The sequence below is a fragment of the Pseudonocardia endophytica genome, from assembly GCF_004339565.1.
GTDB lineage: Bacteria > Actinomycetota > Actinomycetes > Mycobacteriales > Pseudonocardiaceae > Pseudonocardia > Pseudonocardia endophytica.
Window position 1 is genome coordinate 3,186,859 of sequence record NZ_SMFZ01000002.1, and the last position, 22,031, is coordinate 3,208,889.

The window sequence follows — 22,031 nt, forward strand, 5'->3', positions numbered from 1 at the left end:
TGGTCGCGAGACCGGCCGTGGCGACGGCCGGGAGCCCGGACGAGGCGCGTCGGGCCGCGACGCGGGGCGCGGTGGTCCGCGTGGCGGCGGAACGCGGGACGGGGAACGTCCGAGCCACGACCGTTCCGGCGGCGACGTGGCCCGTGGCCGCGGGCGTCCGGACGGCGGTGGACGGAACCGCTCCGACGATCGGGGCCCTTACCGCTTCGACCGTGCCGGCGGCCGTTCCGATCGCCCCGACCGCCGTGATCGCTCTGATCGCGATGACCGGGGAGACCGTGGTGGCCGTGCCGGCGGACGGACCGGGCCCGGGCCGCGCAACGCCGGTCCGCCCCGCGGGCGGGTCGGCCCCGGCAGGCCGCCGAGCGTCGACCCCGCCCGGCAGGCGGCGTACGACCTGCTGACCGCCGTCCGGGAGCGGGACGCCTACGCGAACCTGGCGCTGCCCTCGATCCTGCGCAGGCACCGCCTGCGCGACCGGGACGCCGCGCTGGCGACCGAGCTCGGCTACGGCACGCTGCGGGCACAGGGCCTGCTCGACGCCGTCATCGACGCCTGCACCGACCGCCCGCTCAGCAAGATCGAGCACCCGCTGCTGGACGCGCTGCGGCTCGGCGCCTACCAGCTGCTGCGCACCCGGGTGCCCCCGCACGCGGCGGTGGACACGTGCGTCGAGCTCGTCCGCGGTGAGGCCGGCTCGCGGTCGGCCGGTTTCGTGAACGCCGTGCTGCGCCGGATCGGCGAGAACGACGAGGCGACCTGGCTGGACCGCCTGGCACCGGACGCGGAGCAGGACCCGGTCGGCTCGGCGGCGCTGCGGCACGCGCACCCGGTCTGGATCGCCCGCGCGTTCGCCGACGCGCTCGGCTCGACCGGGGAGGAGCTGACGGCCGCGCTCGCCGCCGACGACACCCGGCCGGTCGTGCACCTGCTGGCACGGCCCGGCGACATCTCGGCCGAGGAACTGGCGCTCACCACGGGTGGGGAGCCCGCGCCCTACTCGCCGTACGGTGTGCACCTCGAGGCCGGAGCGGGTGACATCGGCGAGCTGGAGCCGGTGGCCGAGGGCATGGCGCTCGTGCAGGACGAGGGCAGCCAGCTCGCCGCGCTCGCCCTGACCCGCGCCGAGCTCGTCGGGCCGGACGGCGGTCGGTGGCTGGACCTGTGTGCCGGGCCGGGCGGGAAGGCCGCCCTGCTCGGCGGGTTGGCGCAGCTCTCCGGAGCGACGCTGGACGCCGTCGAGATCACCGAGCACCGCGCCGACCTCGTCCGATCCGCGGTGGCGGAGCTGCCGGTCACCGTGCACACCGCCGACGGCCGTGCCGCGCCTCTGCCCGACGACACGTTCGACCGCGTGCTCGTCGACGCCCCGTGCACCGGGCTCGGTGCTCTGCGTCGCCGGCCGGAGGCGCGTTGGCGGCGAGGGCCGGAGGACATCACCGCGCTCGCGACCCTGCAGCGCGAGCTGCTGCTGGCCGGCCTGCGGCACGTGCGGCCGGGCGGGGTCGTCGCCTACGTGACGTGCTCGCCGCACCTGTCCGAGACCGTCGGCGTGCTGGTCAGGGCGCTGCGCCGCGGTACGCCGCTGGCCGAGGTGGAGCGCCTGGACACACGAGCGGCGATGCCGGACGGCATTCCGGCGCTGGGGGAGGGTCCGACGGTGCAGCTGTGGCCGCACCGGCACGGCACCGACGCGATGTTCATCGCCCTCCTCCGCCGCCCGACCGAGAGCTGACCGTCCGCCCGACGGCCTGTGGCGCGCCGGGGCTCACCGGGGGCCGGCCCGGCCGGACCGGGGACTCGTCGAGGCCGGGCAGGCGCAGCACCCCGGACGACGGCGACGATCAGCCCCGCCGGCGCGACGACGGCCACCCGCCGACCACGATCGGCCGGAGTGGTCAGGACGTGCCACCGGTGGCGCATCCTGACCGATTGCGCTGATCACGGCCCAGCAGGACTCCGGGCTGATCCGGTGCGCCGCCCGTGATCGCCAGGAGTGGCCGGAATGCGCCGTTGGTGGCGCACCTGGACCGGTTCTGCTGATCATGGAGGGGTCGGGCGGGCACGGTGGTGGACCCGCACCCGCATGATCAGCGGGAGTGGTCGGAACGTGCCACTGGCGGCGCGTCCTGACCGATTCCGATGATCATGCTCGGCCCCGGACGCTGGGCGACGCCGGGCGGGCACGGTGGTGGACCCGCGCCCGCATGATCAGCGGGAGTGGTCGGAACGTGCCACTGGTGGCGCGTCCTGACCGATTGCGCTGATCAAGGTCGGTCCCGGACGCTGGGCTAGGCTGGGCGGGCGCTGGGCGAGGCCGGGCGCAGGGGCTGCGCCGGCGCCGGCGGACGAGGACGTATCCCGCCGTGTGCGCGCCGCCCGGTTGACCATGATCGGCAGGAGTGGCGGTAACGCGCCACCGGTGGCGCCCCTGTGCCGGTTCCGCCGATCATGGACCGGTCGGAGTGGCAGCGGCGTGATGTGGGCGTGGTGTGGCACACGACTCCTTCGGGGGCACCGATCGGGGACCCGAGCGGGAAGTAGCCTGCGCGTGTGCAGCCGATGATCGCGCCGAGCATCCTGTCCGCGGACTTCGCCCGCCTCGCGGACGAGGCGGCGGCGGTGGCCGGTCCGGGCGGTGGCGCCGAGGGCGGGGGCGCAGACTGGCTGCACGTGGACGTCATGGACGCGCACTTCGTGCCCAACCTGACGCTCGGGCTGCCGGTCGTGGAGAGCCTGCGCGCCGCGACGGACATCCCCCTCGACTGCCATCTGATGATCGAGGACCCGGACCGGTGGGCGATCGGGTACGCCGAGGCCGGCGCGGCGAACGTCACCGTGCACGTCGAGGCCGCGCACGAGCCGGAGGCGTTGGCGCGCAACCTGCGCGCCGCAGGTGCCCTGGCCGGGCTGTCGATCAAGCCGGGAACGCCGCTGGAGCCGTACGTCGAACTGCTCCGGCACTACGACACGCTGCTGGTGATGAGCGTCGAGCCCGGGTTCGGCGGGCAGAGCTTCATCGCCGACGTGCTGGAGAAGGTGCGCACCGCCCGCCGCCTGGTCGACACCGGCCATCTGACGCTCCTCGTCGAGATCGACGGCGGGATCAACGCGGACACGATCGAGGCGGCCGCCGAGGCCGGTGTGGACTGTTTCGTGGCCGGGTCGGCCGTCTACGGGGCCGCCGATCCGGGGCGGGCCGTCGCGGCACTGCGGGAGTCGGTGCGGCGCACCAGCCCGCACCGGTGGGCGCCCGGAGTGGCCGGAAGCGGGGCATCGGGGTGACGATCGCGGTCGTGTGGTGGTCGGACGGGACGAGTGTCGTGGGAAGCCGGGAAGGGGCGAGGGCGTGTTCACCGGAATCGTCGAGGAGGTCGGCGAGGTCGTCGACCTCGTCCACAATGACGACGTCGTCGCGCTGACGGTGCGCGGCGAGCGCGCGGTCGAGGTCGGGCACGGCGACTCGGTCGCGGTGAACGGCTGTTGTCTCACCGCGGTCCGCCCGCCGGGCCGTGGCGAGATGCGCGTCGAACTCGTGCCGGAGACGCTCAAACGCACGTCGCTGGGCGCGCTGCGGCCCGGGTCACGGGTGAACCTGGAACGTGCGCTGCGTGCCGACGGCCGCCTGGACGGCCACATCGTGCAGGGACACGTGGACGGCATCGCCACGCTCGTCGGCCGCACGCCGGGCGAGCGCAGCGACGAGGTCCGCTTCAGCCTCCCGGCCGAGCTGTCCCGGTACGTGGTGGAGAAGGGCTCGATCGCCGTGGACGGCGTGTCGCTCACCGTGGCCGCGCTGCACCCGGACGGGTTCGGTGTCGCGCTGATCCCGACTACGTTGGCGGACACCACACTCGGGTCCCTGCACCCCGGTGACCCGGTGAACATCGAGGTGGATGTGATCGCGAAGTACGTGGAGCGCCTGTCGGGCGGTTATACCCGCTCTGAGCTGGAAAGATAGCCGTCTGGACCGGACCGCTCGGTTGAGCATGCCGCTCCAGCGTTGAGTTCTAGATATCTGCGCTGCAGGGATCGTGGTCCTGCACGCGTGAACTCGTCACGCGCTCCGGGCTCGGCTAGCGCTTGGCGAGCGGGTCGACCGATCGGCCGAGTGGTCCGGCGAGTATCGAGCCGGGCTAAGTTGATCGCGAAGTCGTCACCCGCGTCATCGTCGCTGGGCGACGACGGCGTCGGGAGGTGTGACGCCGTGGTGGGTGAGACGCCACCGTGCCATGTCGAGTACGTCGTCGGGGCGCTCGCCGAACAGCGGCCGCCACTGTTCTAGTAGCACCTGGTATTCGATGGTTTGGGTCGCTCGGTCGAGTGCGAGCATGCGCCGGAACCCGGATGACGAAATCACTGGTTGCATGATCAAGCGGCAGGTGAACTCGACGGCCTCGTCTCCGGTGTGCTGCCCGATCTCGTGCAGGAAGCGGGTCGGCCGGTAGGGGGTGTCGCGGATCAGCTCGGCGCAGACGTCGAGCTGGCTCTGGCGGAACTCGTCGGCGAGGGTCATGGCAGGCGTCTCTCTCATCGACCCGGGGCGCGGGTGTGCGGCCCGCCCGGGGTGAACAGGTCGCGGGCGTTGTAGAGGCCGGCCTGGCGCAGCTCGGCGCGGCGGGCACGTTGATAACGGCGGCGGGCAGAGCCCATCCAGTGGGCCCACCAGACCAGCGCCCATAAACCGCCGGTCAGTACGGTGAGCATGACGTGCATGGCGTGTGGGAACCGCGGCTGTCCGTGGGCGATCTGGGACTCCGCCTGGACGTTGTGCACGAATTCGGTCCAGCCGGAGACCATCGGCGGTCGATCGTCGTTGCCCAGTACCCGGGACATCTCGGCGTCGACGGTCCGCCGCTGGCGGCCGGTCAGGCGTGCGTCCATCTGCTCTCCTCGATCCGATTGGTGTCTATCGCGCGTGTCATCAGTCGAATCGCGGCCAGATGGCCGGTGTTAGCGAGGGCTGATCGGCGTAGTCAGTACTGACTATCGGAGCTGCCGCGTCGGCGGCGGTTCGGGATTCTCAGGTCGCGAGCGGGCGCCGTCGCAGGAACTGCGAGGTCACCAGTTGTGCTCCGGCGTCGCGCAGCCCGGCGTAGAGCGCTACATCGACCGAAGCCGGGACGACCTCCCGGCCGCGGCCGAACGAGGAGGGCAGGCCGGTGGTGGGTCCGATCGCGATGCTGCGGTGCTCGCGTCGCAATTCTCGTTCGGCCGCCACGACCTGGTGGTGGGGAGCCTGCAGCACCCAGACGGGTTCGGCGCCGCCAGCGATATGGGCCTTGAGGCGCTCGCGGTCGCCGTGGCCGTACTTGAGCAGCGGGCCGAGCTCGGGGTGGTCGAAGCCGACCACGTAGAGCAGTTGCTGACGGTCGGCCCGAGCACGGTGGGTACGCGAGCCGGGCTCGGGCTCGCACACCGCGCACTCGGCGAGCCGGCGCACGTTCTGCAGGGTTCCGCACGCGTCATGGCGGCCCCAGACGCCGTGGCTGTGCGGGTCGTCGGTCCATCCCCACGGCAGCCCCTTCAGGTTGCCGGCAACGAGCGTCCACCCCGCCCGGTCGTAGAACCCCAGCTCGTCTTCGACGTCGAGCGCGGAGAACAGCTGAAACGCCTCGACATCGTCGACCCATTCGTCCGGGCCGAGATTCAAACCGTCGCGCAGCATGGCGGTCCGCTCCTCGTCGAGGTGCTCTCGCAGCTCCTCGGCGAGGCCGTCGAGCACCGCGTCGTCGAGCACGGTCCGCTCATCAAGACACGAATGACAGCGAGTCCGCCAACCGGGCCGGCACGCCCGTCGAGAGCCGCACACGCGGCAGCGCCAGATCTGGATCGCCGCGCCGCCCGGGCGGTCCCCTTCCAGCTCGGTCATCTCCGAGGCCACCTCCGCACACGGGCGGCACGAGTTCTTCCACGCCACTGCAGCCGGGACGCCACCCGACCTGTGCGTGGGAACTCCGAGACCTGTGTGGCAGTTCGCGCACTCCTTCTGCATGGTTGTCCTCGTCGCCCGGTGAGCAGTTCGTGCGCTACTTCTGGCAGGTGACGATCGCGTACGGGCCCTCGGAGGAGTTCTCCGAGATCACGTTCCCGGATGGTCCGATGATCTGGCAGAAGATCGTGCCGCTGCCGGAGTTCTGCGCCGAGACGTAGGCGAAGTCCATGCCGCTGATGCCCGGGGAGTCGACGGCCTTCGACCACGGCAGCCTGGCTGACGAGACCTGCGAGGTGTTCCCGCCCGAGGCGCTGTAGGTGATCATCGCGCGATTCCGGCCGGTGACCTTGTAGGTGTAGGTCGAGCTCGGCTCGACATATGGCGTGGTCGGCGCCGCGGGGGCCGCGGTGTAGACCGGGTTCGGCTGCGGCAGGGCCGGTGTGGCAGTCGTCGGGTCAAGCGTCAGCCTCACCGAGGACGTCTTGCTCCACAGGGTTCCGGGTGCCGGTGACTGCCACTCGACGGTCGAGTTCATCGCCGCATAGTTGACCGTGAAGTCGACGGCTCGAAAATCCGCGGCTCTCAACGCCGCGCTGGCCTGGTCGCCGGTCAGCCCGATCAGTGCGGGCACCGTGGAATAGCCGAACCGTGCCGGGTCGTCCGGCTCGCGGGACGCGTCAGCTGACGGCGCCGCCGAAGACTGCTGGCTGACACCCGGCTCGTTGGGAGAACCGCCTACAACCAGCACAATGCCGAGGATCACAAGCAGCGTGCAGCCAAGTGCCGCGGCGATCCACCCGAGCCGGGGCCCGCGACCGGGGCCGGTGGCGGGCGCACCCGCGACGCCACCGGTCGGTCCGGGTGAGGCAGTGTCTGGCGGCTGGATCATGGCGACACCTTCCGACGTGTGCGCGTTGTTTACGTCCATTCAGCGCATCAGCCCGCTACGCCGTTAGCGCCATTCATCACCTTTGACGAGCAAGCGCAGCGCGCACACTGTTCAGGTCTGGTGGATCGCTGAGCGTGCGGCGGTCATCACCGGAACGACGACATTCCGGAGATAGGCCCGGTTCAGCCCGCTCCAGCCGTCCTTGCCCCACGCGCTGGGATGCGTGAACCGAACGAGCAAGGTGGGCACGCCGCGCACGATGATCCGGGACAGGTGTGCGCCGGCGTCCTCGCGGTGCTCTACGACCGCGTTGATGGCCGTGCCGACCTCGCCCTGGGCGATGATCAGGGTCGGCTCGAGGATCTCGATCGTGTGGGCGAGGTGCCGCAGGCAGCGGTCGGACATGAAGCGGGTGCCGTGCGATTTCCGGCCGTCACCGTGAGCGGAGCAGAGCCGCACGTTGCTGGTGGCGCACGCGTCGAAGATGTGTGTTGGCTCGTCGAGGTCGAGCAGCTCGCCGAGACGGTCCGCGCCGATAGGGCGACCGAGCCCGAGACGGAGCGCGCTGGTCACGCCTTGCATGTGCGGGTTTCTCGCCATCATCGGTTTCGCGGCCGAGGCCATGATCTGCTGCCGTCGACGCTCGATGGAGATCCACTCCTCGGCCTCGCCCATCTCCATGCCAACGATCAGGATGCGAAGCGCGGTCTCGCCCTCGACGAGATCGAAGTGCTGGCCGACATGGGGGAGCTGCGCCTCGGCGAACGCGACCCCCGCCCGTGGTGCCGCGTTCTTGGTGAACAGTGCGGATCGTCGGCACTCGTCCCGGCTCGCGCAGACCATTCCGCCCTGCCCGAGCAGCTCCCGAGCGAAGTACTCGTTGAGGAGTTCGAGACGGGCCGCAGTCGTCTCTGGCTCGCTACGCATCGCAGCTTCTTGCCCGGCCACGCGCGGACAGTACCGAGCAGGCTTGCAGGGACGGCGTCGCCACCGTCGCCGGTTGCCCCCGTCGACGGCGACCCGGCCTACCTCTGTGCGTCAACCAGCAGCCTATGGAGGAACAAGCCGATCGTGAGTGCCAACCGGGAGAGACGGGGTCTGCACGGTGGCCGGTTGAGCCGCTCGCCGATGGCCCGGTTGACTGTCTCATTTGACGGTTGATAACGATGCCGACCATCGCCATGGGTGCGAAGGTCAGTCGTCGGCGTACCTCCGTGAGTACTACAGAACTGGCGCGCGGCCGCCAGGTTCGGCTTCTCAATATCGCTGTAAACCCCTGTGAACGACACCGCACCGGGAGTCTCCGTGTTGATTCGGCACCGTAGGTCGACGCCGGGGCGATCCAGCAGATCGTATGCGTCACCCGGAATAACGGTGCCTCCCTGGCAGTCGACGAAACTGCCGTCGGCTGGCTCCATACGTTGACGAAGAAAGTCCCAGATCCGGATTGGATCGTGCATGCGACGGTACCGCTGGTCGCCGCGGATGACGCCGCAGGCGGCGGAGCCGATGGCCTTGGAGTCGGCGGTTCCGACGATGCGGGAGCCGAGTCAACGGTATGCGGGCCATCGAAAGTTCCCGCGAGATAGAATGGGAGCCACACCGCGAATGCGGTCAGGGCGATGAACCCCAACACCCTGATTGCCCGGCTTTCCTGGTGGGTGGGTTCGCGCATTCGTGTTGCCCCGATCATTACAGAGGTCGGCCTCAGGTGAGGTCGAGGCTATCGGCGGAGCATGCTTGACTGGCTGCAGGTCGGCACCGGTGACGGAGGGCGGCGCTTCGAGTGCGCCGTCGGCCGTCACTGCTCGAGAGCAGGCCTGGGTGAAGCTGGTGACAGTATCTCGCTAGGGTCATCGGTCTGAATCCGTGCGTCATCCCGGAGTGACTGTTGCCTTCCCAGCGCCCACCTCGATGGCCGTATGACGAAAGCCCGACGCAGCCCCTCCATGTAGTGCGTCGGCCACGGCAGGGGCCGACGGCGTGGATGGCGGTGGTGGCGATCGTCGTCCTGGGTGCGGTGGGAGTTGTCGTCATCACGCTCGCGGTAACCGCATCGAACGACAACGGTGAATCGGGCACGACGTCGCAGGCCCGCACCGGGAGGTCGCCTCTCGGTTGCACGGTGGCGGCGACCTCATCCGATCCGAGGGTAACGGCCGTGGTCCCACGTGAATGCACCTCCATCGAACTGGGCAAGCTCTACTGCTCGGCCCGGGAGCCGGTTGCGTTCCTGGGGACCGGTGGGGACTTTCGCAGCACCGGGATGCGTGGTCAGACCGTGGACAACTTCCGCGATGTCGACGGCCGGTCGTTTCAGTGGATCATCAGTGCGGCGGGCGAGCCGGTCTCGGTGACCTCCCGCCTGATGTGTAACGACGACGGACGCGTCCTCACGGTCAGCCAGAACGAGATCGAGACACTGATCGGAGTTGGCGACGATCTACCCCCGACTCTTCTGGCCAAGATCGGTTCCGAGGGTTCGACCGATGCGGCGACATCGCAGACCTCGACCCCGGCCACTGGGGTGCCAGAGACGGCAGTCGGCGGCGGGGACCCTCGCGAGTGCCGGGCTGAGCTCGAGCGCCTACTCCGTGATGTCGTCTCCGGGCGATTGAGCGGAGACGAGGCCGAGGCCCGGATTCCCGACGCGGCCGGAACGGTCGCACTCCGGACTGCGGTCGACGCCGTCGGTCGCTACCGGGGGGACGGGCTCACCGAGGACGAGTCCGTTGCTGAAGCCGGAGGTGCGTTTACCTACCCATGTGGTGAACGCTGAACGGCGGCCGGACAAGCCCCATGTCACTCGCCGTGGCAGCCGGCCCGTCTCCGCCTTCGGTCCCGGCGCGTGCACGCCGGGCACAGCGGAGCGGTGGTCGACGCCGGACGACCTTGGCTTTCGGGGCGGACCGGGCTCAGAAGCTGAACCCGACGCCGATGCCTCCGCCGCCCTTGGGCTGCTTGACCTCGAAGTCGGTCACCCACCAGGCGTCGACAGAGTTGGCTTTGATGCGGATCACCGGTGGGTGCAGCGACGGACCGGTCGCCGTCACGATCGTGACGTCAACCAGGTGCAGGACCGCGGCGGCAACATGCGCAGACTGCTCAACGACGCCCATCGCGGGCTGCAGGTCTTGCAGGATGATCTGGCGCTTCTCGGCGTCCGAACCGCGGAATCGGCGAGCGTCAGGGGTGTTCCACACGGAGTTGAACAGGGAGTCGCGTGTCCCGTCGACGAACGCTGCGGCGCTTACCGGTCGGCCTTGCACCAGCCATGGTCCGGCGAGCAGGTTGATCCACTGTGGGCCTGGCTGTTCCTGTTCTGTGGCCTGGATGATCGCGGCCAGCCCAGGATCGATGCCGGATCCGTCGGTCTGGCTGTTGGTGACGTCGGCCGAGTTGCTCAGCGTCATGCTGCCCCTCTCCTCGTTAGCGGTTCGTCCGCTTGTCGGGAGCTGGTGAGGGCTCGTTAACGATGATCCTCAGAACTGGGGAGACATGATCGCGTCGGATCTGCTGTGGCCAGCTGCCGGTCGGGCTGGTCGCGAGTGCGACACGATTGTTGATCTAGCCTGCGATACGCCGCCGGATGCCAGGCGAAGTCCCGCGTTGTTTGATGCCGGCCCGTCGCGTCGTCGCCGGCATCACAGGCGGAGCTGTGAACTGACTGCCGGGTCACCCGTCGCTGCGGTTCCCATGGGAGTCGAGCAGTGTCCGGACGGTCGCGAGCAGCACACGGATCTCGATGTCGGTCGGCGGCAGCTCGTAGGCGTGGCGGTGGTAGCTCCGGCTCAGTCCCTCCCATGCCGAGCGAGCGGCTCGGGACACGTCGGCCGGCGCTAGCGTGTCAAGGACGATCAGCCGGGTCCGCATCGGCGCGCCCGGCAGGTCGGCGTCGTGCGCGAGGCAGGCCTGAGCGACGACGAGTTCCAGCGCCTGCCGGCCGAGATGTCCGGCCGAGCGGGTCCGCTGGGCCGTCGGGACGTGGACGGTGCCGTCGAGCACGTCGCCGGCCTGATTCAGCAGCGCCTCGGCGGAGGTCATCGGATCGTCGCGCGCAGATCGTCGACCAGCCTGCCTACGCACTCGACCGCATACTTCGGATCTGAGCGGAGCGTGTCGTGGTTCGCGCTGCCGCACACACCGAGCGCGGTCGACCAGTACGCCACCGCGCGGAGCCAGCCGTCCGTGGAGCGCTCGCGGTCTCCATGGAGGGCGAGCGCGATCCGCTGGGGCTGGTTGCGCGCGTCGGACCAGGTGGACTCGACAACCTGCCGGTCCGCGCCGCCGGCGAACGCACGGGCGTACCAGGCGTCCCGGGCGGCGGTCTCGACGGCGGACCGGCACAGTCGCGGCACGACCCGGCGGACCAACTCGTCCGGAACCGCTGGGTCACGGACGAACGCCCGGGCGTCGTCCACGTCGCGTCGGGCGGGGTCCTGCGTGTCGCCGATCTCGATGACGGAACCGGCGGCGCGGGTGACTTCGACGATCCGGGCGTCCGGGACGAGCCTGCGGACCGCCTCCGGCAGCCGGTCGTCGTGCGAGAACACGACGACCTGACGGGTCCGGGCGTGCTCGGCCAGCACCGACACCAGGCCGTCGATCTTGCTGGGGTCCATGGCCTGGATCGGGTCGTCGAGCACGACGAACCGGAACGGGCTCCCCGGACGGGTGGCGCGCGGCAGAAACAGGGCGAGGTCGCCGACGGCGGCCCGGAGGTCCCCGGCGGCTCGGTCGACGGTCGCGCGGTCCGGCAATTCCAGGTCGGCGAGGTTCCGCAGGGAGCCCAGCGCGCCGGCGGAGGTCGCCCGGGAACCGGTCGCGAGGGCGCGGAGCGCATCGAGATCACGGGAGTGCTTGCGCAGCAGCCGCAGCGCTTCAATCGCGCGCTCGTCCGTCGACTCCGCGAGCGCTTTCTTCACGGCCGTCGCCCCGGTCCGGGCGTCGTCGACGGGAGCCGATGTCGTCTTCTTCAGCGTGTCGAGGCGTTGTTGCGCCGTGACCAGCTGGTCGAGCCCGAGGATCGCGCACAGCGCGTCGTAGAGCTTCTTCGGCTCGGCGGTCAGCAGGCCGCTGACCTCCTCGTAGGACAGGATCGGCCGGTACAGGCCGATCGCGGTGCCCCAGCCGAGGCTGCCGAGCCCGTCCTCGCGCTTCGCGCCGGGCCGCTGTACCCAGCTGGTCAGGTCGTCGAACCGTTCGACGCCCGGTGCCCAGTCGATCCCGACAGTCGTCGTGCCGACGTCCTGCTCGCCGATCCGGATGCGGATGTGCCGCGGCCCGCGTACGTGCAGGTTTCCCCAGGCGTTCTGCCAGTCGGCGGCGCGCTCGGCCCAGCGGTAGCTCTTCCGCGTGAGGCCGACCTCCAGGGCCTCGGCGAACGTGGACTTCCCGGAACCGTTGCGACCGGCGACGACCGTCAGGCCGGGTGCGGGGTGCAGGGTCAACGTGCGCTCGGGGCCGACCCCGCGGAAGCCGCTGACTGTGATCGACTGCAGGAAGGCGCCGACCGGCTCGGTCGAGGACCCCTTGCCCGCGGGCGCCGGCTCGGGGCAGTCGTACCGGCCGTCGGCGGCGTCGGCGAGCGCGGCGTCGCCGTCCAGTGCGGCGAGGACGAGGTACTTGACCTCGTCCGGTGTGGAGCCGTCCTCGTCGGCGAGGGTGAGGACCACGTCGACGAGGGGATCCGGCGGGGTCGTCATGCGGTGTCGCCTCCGGGGGGAGCGGGGGTCTCCGTGCGGCAGGCTGCTTGTGGTCGACCGCCCGCGGTCACGGGCGGGGGATACCTGCTGTTCGGAACATCGGGCGCTCGGGACGGGCCACGTTCGCCGCGTGCCGGCAGGCCGCGACCTGGGCGGCCGTGAGTCCGGTGGCCGTGGCCAGGTCGGTCAGCCTGCGTTCCTCGTCCGCGGTGATGACGTGGTCGGCCAGGACGGTCTCGAGCAGGTCGAGGAAGGCGTCCAGGCGTGGGTCCCCGCTGGCGTCGCCTGCGAGCACGCGTCGGTCGGGCGGTGCGGTCGTGCGGAGGTGGACCTCGGCCGGATTCGACGGTGCGGGCGGCGCCGTCGGGAGGACGAGCGGTGCGACGCCGAGGTCGGCGGCGGTGGTGATGCCACCTGCGTCGGCGCGTTTGAGGTAGACGCTGAGCAGTCGGCCCGTGGCGTCGGCGTCGGCGAGGGCGGAGTGGGCCCCCTCGTGGTGGAGTCCTTCGGAGCGGCACAGGTCGGTGAGGCGCCGGCTGGTGGCGCTGGCCAGGCGGTAGGCGAGCCGGCGGGTGCACAGGACAGGCCACTGCGGGGCGGGTCGCCCGGCCCGCGTCAGCTCTGTGTGCAGGAATCGGTGGTCGAAGTCGGCGTTGTGGGCGACGACGATCGCATCGCCCAGCTTGGCGAGCAGGTCGTCCGCGACGTCGTCGAAGGCGGGTGCCCGGGCCAGGTCGGCACTCGTCAGGCCGTGCAGGGCTGTCGGACCGGCGGACCGGCCGGGGTTCACCAGCGTGCACCAGGAGTCGAGCAGCGAACCGTCGGGGGCGAGGCGTACGACGGCGATCTCGACGATCCGGTCCGCGCCGTCGGCGTCGAACCCGGTCGTCTCGGCGTCGACGACGGCGAACGGGGTCGTCCCGAGCGTCGCCCGGCCCCTTGCCGGCACCTGCGTGGGTGCCGGGGTCGTGGCGGCGGTCGAACCCAGGTCGCGCACGGCTTGCCAGGTGTTCGGGGCGTCCAGGAACCGGGCCGCGTAGGAGTGCACCAGGAGCTCGCGGGGCAGGTACCGGTCGTGCTTGTCCAGCTCCAGCCCGGGAACCTCGGCCGCGAGCTCGAGCGCGTCCGGTGCGGGGGAGGCCGCGAGCCCGGCGAGCAGGTCCTGCAGCGACTGCGCGGACACGCCGTCGACGGTCAGCGCGACCCCGTCCTGCGCGACGGCGAGACCGTGGGTCTGCATCAGCACGGCGAGCGTGTTCATGATCTTGTCGCCGCGCCACGGCAGGACGAGCGTCTCGTTGCCACGGGACACGAACCCGGTGTGCGCGAGGCCGAGTCGCGCGAACGCCGCCCGACCCTCGCCGAGCAGCCCGGCGGCCTCGGCGTCGATCCAGCCCGGCACGTCGTCGGACAGGTAGATCCGCCGCATCCGGCGCCGGACCTCGTCGGCGACGAGCGGGCCGCCGGACCCCTCGAACCTCGGCGGGCGGGCGCCGGACGACGGGGTCACCATCACGATCTTCTTGTCGGTCTCGACCTCGACCACCCGCCACCGGCGCCCGCCGAACAGCAGCAGGCCGTCAACGCGGATCGTGTGGTCGGCGGCGATCGTGCCCAGCGTGCGCGACCCGTGGACCACCCGCAGCTCCTCCGGGGTATGGAACGCGGTGTAGAAGCTGTAGTGGTTGACCATCCGGTCGCCGACACGCCCGGCCAGCAACAGCCCGTCGGAGCCCTGCTGCAGCAGCTCGGCGGCGCCCATGGCGCGCAGCAGGTCCACGAACATCGGCTGGTCAACCCGGCGGAAGGGACCGCGGTCGCAGAGCGTGCCGAACAGCGCCGATGCGGAGGCACCACCGCGCTGCGCGATGACCGACAGCACCTGCTGGATCAGCGTCGACAGGTGCGGATGGGCGGGATCGGGCGCCTCCAGGTATCGGTCGCCCATCAGCTGGATCATCGCGACGGTCTGGACGAGCCGGGGCCGCAGCTCGTCCAGCGGCGAGATCTGTTCCGAGATCTCGTCCTCGCCGACGTGCACCATCAGCCGCGGCACGCCACCCCGCCTACCGGAACGGCCCATCCGCTGTCGCAGGCTCGCGACGCCCGGTGGCGGGCCGATCTGGGCGACCGCGTCCACCGACCCGATGTCGACGCCCATCTCCAGGGTCGAGGTGCACACCGCCGTCGTCGGCAGGCCGTCGTCCTTCAGTCGTTGCTCGACGAACTCGCGCTCCTGCTTGGCAAGGTTGCCGTGGTGGGCGAAGAACTCGTTCGGTACCCGGTACTCGTCGGAGAGCCGGGACAGCTTGTCGGCGAAGCGCTCGACGTCCGAGCGCCGGTTCGCGAACACGAGATGGTCACGCCCGCGCATCCCGGTGAACAGCCGCTCGCTGATCGCGACGAGGTCGGACGGCTCGTCCTCGGCGCCGGTGGTCGTCGGGTTCCGGCGCTGGTGGCCGAACACCCGCAGCCGCACGTCGCCCCGCTGGCCGGTGTCGATGTGCTGCACCTGCTCACCGGCGCCCGGCCGGAGGAACTCCCGGGCGGCCTGCGACGACGCGAGCGTCGCGGAGAGCGCAATCCGCGGGACCCGCCGCCCGAGCACCTCCTCGGCGCGGTGCAGCAGCGACTGGAGCTGCATGCCCCGCTCGGTGCCGAGGAACGCGTGCAGCTCGTCGACGACGACGTAGCGCAGGCCGCCGAGGATGCGCGCGACGTCGGGACCCGCAGTGACGAACAGCGCCTCCAACGACTCCGGGGTGATCACGACGATCCCGGCGGGGCTGCGACGGATCCGTGCCTTCGCCGACGCCGGGACGTCGCCGTGCCATCGGTGCACCGGGATCTCGAGGTCGCGGCAGAGCAGCCCGAGCCGGTCGTACTGGTCGTTGATCAACGCCTTGAGTGGGCTGACGTAGAGCACCTCGACGCCCGCCGGGACCGGCCCGTCGTCGCGGGAGCCGGCCAGGCGCGAGCAGATCGGCAGGAACGCGGCTTCGGTCTTCCCGCCCGCCGTCGGCGCCGTGATGATCACGTCCGGATCCTCGGCGAGCACTGGGCCGACGGCCGCGGCCTGGACCGGCCGTAGCGAGCTCCATCCCGTCGCGTTCAGCCAGCGCTGGACGCCGAGGTGGAGCCGCATCTGCTCAGAGGCTGAAGTCGCTGAGCTCATCGTCGTCCGCCGTCGTCGTCTGGGGGTCCGGATCGGCGAGGGCCGGGTCCGTCAGTGCCGGGTCGCTGTCGCGTTCGACGACGACGGCGCCGATCAGGTGCGTCCAGTCCGTGCCCGGGTTCTGCTCCAGGACCGCGAGCAGGTCCAGGAAGGACCGGATCGTGGTGCGCGGGGTGCGGAAATAGGTGTCGCCGATGCGCTCCGAGCAGTGCCGCATGAAAGCGACCAGTGCGTCGTCGGGGAGCAGGTAGGCGTCCGGCTGCCCGCCCGCCTGGACGTGGCGCAGGTTGCGCAGCAGCTGGAAGAAGTCCTCCTGGGTGAGGTTCGCCAGCCGCAGCACAGGGCCGGAGAAGTCCTTCAGCCCGTCGACCGCGAACGTGTTCTCGGCCAGGCGGCTCTGCAGGGCCTGGTACGAGTACAGGCCGCGACGGGGGTCGAGGAGGAAGTCCGGCGTGCCCCCGAAGAGGAAGCCGAGGTGCTCGGCGCTGCCCTGCATGCAGTCGTTGAGGATGCGCAGGATCTGCTCGTAGTTGGAGCTGCGGGCCTGCGAGTTCGCCAGCTTGTACAGGTTGACCATCTCGTCCAGGCACACCAGCAACCCGTCGAAACCGGCCAGCTTCGCGAAGCGCGCCATCAGCTTGAGCTGGTCGTAGAACTGCGAGTCGTCGACGATCGAGCGCACCCCGAGCGCCGACCGGGCGTCGGTGCGGGTGGAGAACTCGCCACGCAGCCACCGCACGGCGTCCGCGCGGAGTTGCTCGTTCCCCGACTCGTGCCCCCGCCAGTACGATGCGATCACGTCCGCGAAGTCGTAGCCCCCGACGAGCTCGCTCAGCCGGGAGAGCCTGCCGCGGATGACGGCCTCGGGATCGGATCCGTCCCGGCGGGCCTCGGCCATCGCCGTCCCGACGAACTTCTCGACGACGTTGGTCATCGCGCCGCCGTCCTGCTGACCGCGGGTGGCGATGTTGCGCATGAGCTCGGCGAACAGGCCGCGGGCCTGCCCGCCGGTCGCCTGCAGGCGGCGGTCGGGTGCGAGGTCCGCGTGCACGGTGAGGAGGTTGCGCTGCAGCGCGATCGACCGGACGAGCTGCAGGAAGAACGTCTTCCCGGACCCGTAGTCGCCGATCACGAACCGGCAGGCGGAGCCACCGTCCGCGACCCGCCCGATGTCCGTGATCAGGGCGGTGATCTCGTCCGGTCTGCCGACCGCGACGTGCTGCAGCCCGGCTCGCGGCACGACGCCGGCGCGCAGCGACTGCAGGACCGCATCCCGGTCCTTCGGGCGGATACGGGTCGCCGCGGGTGCGTCGGTCATCGGGGGATCTCCTGCACTGCGTAGTCGTTGAGCACGAGGTCGCCCTCGTCCTCGAGGAGCGGTTCGCCGCAGATCTCGACGGCGTGGTCGTTGAGGACACCGAGCGCGCCATCGGGCAGCAGACCGTGCCGCTCGGCGAGCTCGGTGAACTCGGCGCGGCTCCAGGACGGCCGGGCGACGACCGCGAGGTGGAGCCGTCCGTGGTCGTGATCGAGGCCAGGAACCACGGCCGCGCCGTCCGCGGGATCAGTGGGCTGATCGGGATCGGTGGTCTCGCCGTCCCGTTCGGGGTCCTCCTGCCCGGAGTCGTCGGCGAAGACCTCGGAAAGCAGCGTCGAGACCGCAGCGGTGCCCGCGGCGGACGCGGCGAGCACCGCCGGATCCAGCTCGACCACCCCGGCCGGCGCCGGGTCGGGCCGCTCCGTGGTCACCGTGGTGCCGGGCCGGGAGTGGCGCCGACGCCCGTGGCGCTCGGTGGACGTCGCGGCGCCGGTCACGGCCGCGGCCTGGCTGTGCAACCGGGAGTAGACCGCGTCCGGGTCCAGGCCGAGCAGCTTGTAGATCCTCGTGAGCGTCGCCACCTCCTCGGGTGAGATGACACCGTCCGCGGCGGCGACGGCGACCAGCACGTCGGCCATGGAGCGTCGCCGGTCGTCGGGCAGCCCGCGCAACCGCTTGGTGAGCCCGGTGAGCTTGCTGCCGGTGGCCGTGAGCCAGTGCAGGTGGGCGATCAGGCGCTCCACCTCGCCGGGGGTCAGGGACAGGGCTGTGCCGAGGTGGTCGAGCAGCACGACCTGCTCGGACGAGTCCACGGTGCCGTCGGCGCCGCTGACGGCCACCGCCAGCTGTAGCAGCGTGGTCGCGGCGAGGTACTCAGGACCCGCGCTGCGTGGCGGATCGTCGCCCGCGTCGAACAGCACGACAGGTCCCGAGGCGAGCGCCGGGCCACCCAGGCGGATGTCCGGCTCGATCCCGATGCCGTGGCGTTCGAGCAGCTGGGCGCAGGTGACGACCTCCTTCTTGGTCATTCTCGACGACTGGGTGGTGGGCCAGAACCCGATCAGCTCGTCGCCGTCCACGACGACGCTGGCGTCGGTGCCCAGTGCCGTGCGTGCCCAGCTCAGGAACGGTGCCGCCGCTCCCGTCGAACCGGCCAGCTCGACGGGCAGCAGGGCGGCCGCCGTGAGCGTGCCCGCTTGCTCGGGATGGCGACCGAGGTGGCGGCTGTAGGCCTCGAGCTCGGTCGTGACGTCGTCGACGAGCGCCTTCAGGTCACGGGTGGCGCCGGGCTCCTCGAGCAGGTCGGGCACACCCTGCAGCTCGACGTCGGTGCCGAGCAGGCCGGAGCTGGCAGGGGAGTACCGCAGCCGCAGCGCTGGGCGGTCGAGCGGCAGCTGGAGACCGTCTCCGTGGCGTTGCCGGTAGCGGACGGCGAACAGCTCCGCGAACTCCGCCGGGCACCGGGTCTGCGGGGTGCGTGCGTAGACGGCCGGGTGGAACCACGACCACGACAGCGCCCACTCGGCCGGGAGGGGGCGGCCCTCCGCCGCGAATCGCGCGAGCCCGAGCCGCAGCGCGTGCGGTACCCGCCACGGGTCGCCGTCGGCGTACGCCGGCGCGGTCTCGTCCGGCCCATCCCGCAGCAGAGCAACGGTGTCCAGGAAGTCCGCCGCGTACCGGTCGAGGGCATTGCCCCCGCCGTAGACGTCGAGAAGACCGCGGACCTCCTGATCAATCGCCCCGAGCTCCGCCCGGGCGTCGGGCCGCCCGCCCATCACGTCGACCAGGACGCGGCGTTCCAGGCCGTAGAAGAACAGGAACACGTAGCCCAGCGGCACTCCGGGATGCCGGCGGCCGGTCGCGAGCCAGGTCAGGTAGGCAGCGCGGGACGCCGGCGTGATGCTGTCGTAGCTCGGCCAGTAGAAGAGGTCGTCGCCCTCCCAGTCCGGCCGCGCACGGTCGACCGGGAGCGCGGGGTCGATCAGCGATGGCTCCGTGGCGCCGCTCTGCGTGCGTAGCCGCTGCCCCACGAACACCATTCCATCGGGGAGCCGGTAGTCGAGTACGTCGACCGGAGAGCCCGGTGGAATCCAGACCGAGGTCGGCGCCGCCGATCGTGTGGGCCCAGCCGATGGGGCCGGGCGCGGCGGCGGTTCGTCGAGCCGGAACCTGTCGAGAAAGCCCAGGGCGGAACACCTCCGTACGAGTCCGGCCGGCCGCACGCCCCACGGGCGTGGACCGCCGTCGGCACCCGACGATTGTGGAGCACGGTCGACCAGACGGTTGGGGTGCCCCTGTCGCAGCGTCGGTAGGACAGCGGGTCTACGGTGTCGCGTCCGGCGGGTGTCGTACGCGTTCGTGAGGACCTGTCCGGTCCAGCGCAACAGGGCCGCAAGGAGCAGCGATGTGCGGGACATGGACACGACGATCGCGCCGCGTCGACGTACGCGATCTGCATCCGTCACCTGCCCCGGCGCAGCACTGCGGGTCCTCGATCTCTTTGAGGTTCTCGGCATCGATCATCGCCCGCGCCGACGGCGGCCGCGTCCTCGACGCATGGAACTCGGGGCGATCTTCGCACCGGTATTTCGATACCGCACAGATCGGCTTGACCCCGAGCTCGGCTCTGTGCCTGTTGATGTAGTCGAGGACCAAGTGCTGGGGGCGGTCGAGTTCCGCCGCTAGGAAAGCTGAAACGGACTCGAGAATGACGTTCGCCCGCCGCAGCTCGCGGATCTCACGGTTGAGGTCCGCGACACGGGCCGCCTCGTCGGTCGTCGTGCCGGGCGAGTGCAGTTGTCAATCTCGATTTTCTTGACCCAACCGCGCAGCATCTCCGGGTTGATCCCCAATTGCTCCCCCGATCCGGCTAAACACATTTGTGCCCGCGCTGGCGGGTCGCCCTTCGCGTCGAGCACGAGCCGAATCGCTCGCTCCCGCAGCTCATTCTTCACGTCTGATGGTCTCCATCAGACCCGGGACGGGAGAATAGGCTTGCTGGGGAACGCTTGAGGACCACCATCGCATTGATGGTCGCGGGCCGATCAGGAACGAACCGCGAAAGGGCCGGCACCGGTGCCCAGATCGGCGGGCTGCCAGAGCTCGTCGGGGCCAGGCCCGGGGAGCCAGTGGTGATCCCAGCCCAGGCCGTGGGCGTCCTCGAGCACCGAAAACATCTCGGAATGCAGCGACGCCAGCGCGGTGAACATGTGTTCAGGCGACACGCCGGCCGAAAGGTACGGCATGAGAGTGGCCGGGACCGCTGTGGTGTCCTCGATCGACCATCCGGACGCGTCCGCGTCGTCATCCTCGCCAGGCTCATGCTCAGCGGCGAAGTTCGCGAGCAGTTCGACTACGCCGACGTCCGGGGCGTAACGCAGGCGGAACGAGGTATGGACGTCGCCGGTCTCGGCGAGCCAGTGGATCTCGGCTTCGACGGCACCGTCCCGGTCGGTGTCGAGGTTCGCGAAACCATGGGTGTCCTGGCCATAGGCGTCGATGCCGAGCCAACCACTTCGCCACATCAGGGGTGTCCTCCGGTTCGTTCGTCGCTGATCGTCACGGCCCGGCATCGTCGAGCAGCGCGCGCAGGTGGTCAGGGCGCAGACGATCGGTCTGGGCGGCGGTCTCTCCAGGCATGGAGAGACCTTCGGCGACCAGCAGGTCAGCTGGTCTGTCAAGGCAATCGGGATCGGTCCACCGGAACCCGGCGCTCACCCGGCCGGACGCGTTCAGAACCCGCCACGCGTTCGGACAGAGGTTGCAGCGCGCGATGTGCGATCCCACCGGCACGGGGTGGCTATCGATCGCTTCGGCGAGGTCGCCGTAGCTTGTCCAGCGCCCCTCGGGCAGCGCGGTGAGGATCTCGTGGAGGTCGCTCCAGTCGCGCGATGACGGTCTGACCTCCTCGACGAGACCGACCAGCGTGCGGCTCTGCAATGCCGCCCAGTCCTCGGGGTCAACACCATCCGGGGCGTTGCCGTCATCCAGGACCCACCAGGCAGTGCCCTGGATGCCGGTCGCCTTCTGGCCGGTCACCTCAGTGAAAACACGCTCGGCCAGTCCAGTCGCGCTGTCGAGCTCGCCGTCCGCCTCCCACCTCAGCGGCTTGGACCTGTTGTTGTGCCAGCGTGCCCATCGACGCCGGTCATCGGCCGCCACCCACGCGGCGATGTCGTCGCGGATTCGCGGAGTGGTGCCATGGCCCGGCACCATCCGCATCCGCGTTCCGTCCGGGAGCAGCCCAGCTTCGACGATCAGGTGAACCGCGTTACGGCTCCGCGTGCGCTGTTGGACCCGCGCCGTGACGGTGCTGGTCTCCTCCCGGGCAGGAGCCAACGTGAACGTGTCCACCTCGGGGATCGGGTAGATGCGGCTGAAACCGGCCAGGATTTGGCCGCCGACGTGCCAGACGGAGACCTGAACGAGGTCAATGTCGAGGTTCATCTCCGACAGCCACACGACCGTGTGGGTCACCTGCTTCGGGAACCCGGTGGCGATCAGAACCAACCGGGGGCGTCTCAGCAGCTCGGGGTCCAGATCGTCGCCGACGTGGTCGAGCAGTCTCGATCGGGCGGCGTCCACGTCGGACTCGTTGCCGCGGCGCCGAAGGAAGTCGCGATGAGCTTCAGCGAGGGTGTCGAGTGTGAATCGGGAGACCAATGCCGCATAGGTGATGGCCTGAAGGTGGACGTCGCGGGTCGCCGTCCCGCGCTTCAGTTCGACGACGACGAGTCGCCCGCTGCCGTCGATGGCCAGGATATCGAGCCGGTCGTGTGCGGGGGTCCCGTCCGCGTCGGCGGCCCAACTGCCGAACTCGGAGGTGATGATCAGGACGTCGTCGCCGAGGACCTGCGGGTTCTCGATCACCCATTCCTGCAGGTGCTGACGCTCCATCAGGTTGTGCTCGTGCAGGCTCGTCTCGCCGGCGGCTGTCGCGGACGTGCCGTTCACGACCAGCAGATTGTCCATGATGGCCTCCGTCGTCTCTCGCCGTGGCGGCCGCTCGT

The 22,031-nt window shown here is 70.6% G+C and carries 17 protein-coding genes; 4 read left to right on the forward strand and 13 right to left on the reverse strand.

The features are described 5' to 3' along the window. Positions 1–136 precede the first annotated feature (136 nt). From EV378_RS33560 to EV378_RS33570, 3 genes are all read left to right on the forward strand, one after another. On the forward strand, positions 137–1,735 hold the full coding sequence (locus EV378_RS33560; protein ID WP_132431844.1) for an RsmB/NOP family class I SAM-dependent RNA methyltransferase: 1,599 nt from the start codon (positions 137–139) through the stop codon (positions 1,733–1,735). Between the two features lie 827 nt (positions 1,736–2,562). Further along, on the forward strand, positions 2,563–3,285 hold the full coding sequence (gene rpe / locus EV378_RS33565) for a ribulose-phosphate 3-epimerase (RefSeq protein ID WP_132433090.1): 723 nt from the start codon (positions 2,563–2,565) through the stop codon (positions 3,283–3,285). A gap of 64 nt (positions 3,286–3,349) precedes the next feature. Continuing rightward, complete coding sequence (locus EV378_RS33570; protein WP_132431846.1) at positions 3,350–3,961, forward strand: riboflavin synthase; 612 nt, start codon at positions 3,350–3,352, stop codon at positions 3,959–3,961. A 204-nt stretch (positions 3,962–4,165) separates the two neighbouring features. Here EV378_RS33570 and EV378_RS33575 read toward each other — a convergent pair whose 3' ends face one another. The 5 genes from EV378_RS33575 to EV378_RS33595 all read right to left on the reverse strand — a co-directional run bounded on the left by EV378_RS33575 (position 4,166) and on the right by EV378_RS33595 (position 7,772). Then, a complete protein-coding gene (locus tag EV378_RS33575; protein ID WP_132431848.1) occupies positions 4,166–4,516 on the reverse strand; it encodes a hypothetical protein in 351 nt (116 codons plus the stop codon). Between the two features lie 14 nt (positions 4,517–4,530). Beyond that, complete coding sequence (locus tag EV378_RS33580) at positions 4,531–4,884, reverse strand: hypothetical protein (RefSeq protein ID WP_132431850.1); 354 nt, start codon at positions 4,882–4,884, stop codon at positions 4,531–4,533. 139 nt (positions 4,885–5,023) lie between these two features. After that, positions 5,024–5,740 (reverse strand): hypothetical protein, encoded by a 717-nt coding sequence (locus EV378_RS33585; protein WP_132431852.1) that lies wholly within the window; start codon positions 5,738–5,740, stop codon positions 5,024–5,026. 289 nt (positions 5,741–6,029) lie between these two features. After that, a complete protein-coding gene (locus EV378_RS35680) occupies positions 6,030–6,566 on the reverse strand; it encodes a PASTA domain-containing protein (RefSeq protein WP_165922606.1) in 537 nt (178 codons plus the stop codon). Positions 6,567–6,935: 369 nt separating this feature from the next. Beyond that, on the reverse strand, positions 6,936–7,772 hold the full coding sequence (locus EV378_RS33595; RefSeq protein ID WP_132431856.1) for a hypothetical protein: 837 nt from the start codon (positions 7,770–7,772) through the stop codon (positions 6,936–6,938). 1,048 nt (positions 7,773–8,820) lie between these two features. Here EV378_RS33595 and EV378_RS33600 point away from each other — a divergent pair. Then, positions 8,821–9,603, forward strand: coding sequence for a hypothetical protein (locus EV378_RS33600; RefSeq protein WP_132431858.1), 783 nt, complete (start codon positions 8,821–8,823; stop codon positions 9,601–9,603). Positions 9,604–9,739: 136 nt separating this feature from the next. Here the strand turns inward: EV378_RS33600 and EV378_RS33605 are convergent, their stop codons facing one another. The 8 genes from EV378_RS33605 to EV378_RS33640 all read right to left on the reverse strand — a co-directional run bounded on the left by EV378_RS33605 (position 9,740) and on the right by EV378_RS33640 (position 21,993). Further along, a complete protein-coding gene (locus EV378_RS33605; RefSeq protein ID WP_132431860.1) occupies positions 9,740–10,237 on the reverse strand; it encodes a hypothetical protein in 498 nt (165 codons plus the stop codon). Between the two features lie 262 nt (positions 10,238–10,499). After that, on the reverse strand, positions 10,500–10,868 hold the full coding sequence (locus tag EV378_RS33610) for a hypothetical protein (protein WP_132431862.1): 369 nt from the start codon (positions 10,866–10,868) through the stop codon (positions 10,500–10,502). Beyond that, positions 10,865–12,529, reverse strand: a complete 1,665-nt coding sequence (locus EV378_RS33615; RefSeq protein WP_132431864.1) for an AAA family ATPase — start codon at positions 12,527–12,529, stop codon at positions 10,865–10,867. Before EV378_RS33615 ends, EV378_RS33610 begins: the two co-directional genes overlap by 4 nt. Positions 12,530–12,596: 67 nt before the next feature. Beyond that, on the reverse strand, positions 12,597–15,674 hold the full coding sequence (locus tag EV378_RS33620; protein ID WP_165922607.1) for a DEAD/DEAH box helicase: 3,078 nt from the start codon (positions 15,672–15,674) through the stop codon (positions 12,597–12,599). A gap of 4 nt (positions 15,675–15,678) precedes the next feature. After that, the gene (locus tag EV378_RS33625) at positions 15,679–17,022 is read right to left on the reverse strand and encodes an ATP-binding protein (protein ID WP_132431868.1); all 1,344 of its coding nucleotides are present in this window, start codon (positions 17,020–17,022) and stop codon (positions 15,679–15,681) included. Further along, the gene (locus EV378_RS33630) at positions 17,019–19,538 is read right to left on the reverse strand and encodes a TerB N-terminal domain-containing protein (protein WP_132431870.1); all 2,520 of its coding nucleotides are present in this window, start codon (positions 19,536–19,538) and stop codon (positions 17,019–17,021) included. Before EV378_RS33630 ends, EV378_RS33625 begins: the two co-directional genes overlap by 4 nt. 528 nt (positions 19,539–20,066) lie before the next feature. Next, the gene (locus EV378_RS33635; protein ID WP_132431872.1) at positions 20,067–20,546 is read right to left on the reverse strand and encodes a hypothetical protein; all 480 of its coding nucleotides are present in this window, start codon (positions 20,544–20,546) and stop codon (positions 20,067–20,069) included. Between the two features lie 34 nt (positions 20,547–20,580). Continuing rightward, positions 20,581–21,993 carry an MGMT family protein gene (locus EV378_RS33640; protein ID WP_132431874.1) on the reverse strand — a complete coding sequence of 471 codons (1,413 nt, stop codon included), beginning with the start codon at positions 21,991–21,993 and terminating at the stop codon, positions 20,581–20,583. Positions 21,994–22,031: the final 38 nt, after the last annotated feature.

Coding starts and splice junctions, on each gene's coding strand:
- rpe (WP_132433090.1), top strand. CDS start 2,563: ATGATCGCGCCGAGCATCCTGTCCGCGGACTTCGCCCGCCTCGCGGAC.
- EV378_RS33575 (WP_132431848.1), bottom strand. CDS start 4,516: ATGACCCTCGCCGACGAGTTCCGCCAGAGCCAGCTCGACGTCTGCGCC.
- EV378_RS33580 (WP_132431850.1), bottom strand. CDS start 4,884: ATGGACGCACGCCTGACCGGCCGCCAGCGGCGGACCGTCGACGCCGAG.
- EV378_RS33605 (WP_132431860.1), bottom strand. CDS start 10,237: ATGACGCTGAGCAACTCGGCCGACGTCACCAACAGCCAGACCGACGGA.
- EV378_RS33610 (WP_132431862.1), bottom strand. CDS start 10,868: ATGACCTCCGCCGAGGCGCTGCTGAATCAGGCCGGCGACGTGCTCGAC.
- EV378_RS33615 (WP_132431864.1), bottom strand. CDS start 12,529: ATGACGACCCCGCCGGATCCCCTCGTCGACGTGGTCCTCACCCTCGCC.
- EV378_RS33620 (WP_165922607.1), bottom strand. CDS start 15,674: ATGCGGCTCCACCTCGGCGTCCAGCGCTGGCTGAACGCGACGGGATGG.
- EV378_RS33625 (WP_132431868.1), bottom strand. CDS start 17,022: ATGACCGACGCACCCGCGGCGACCCGTATCCGCCCGAAGGACCGGGAT.
- EV378_RS33630 (WP_132431870.1), bottom strand. CDS start 19,538: ATGCCGAGAACCTCAAAGAGATCGAGGACCCGCAGTGCTGCGCCGGGG.
- EV378_RS33635 (WP_132431872.1), bottom strand. CDS start 20,546: ATGTGGCGAAGTGGTTGGCTCGGCATCGACGCCTATGGCCAGGACACC.
- EV378_RS33640 (WP_132431874.1), bottom strand. CDS start 21,993: ATGGACAATCTGCTGGTCGTGAACGGCACGTCCGCGACAGCCGCCGGC.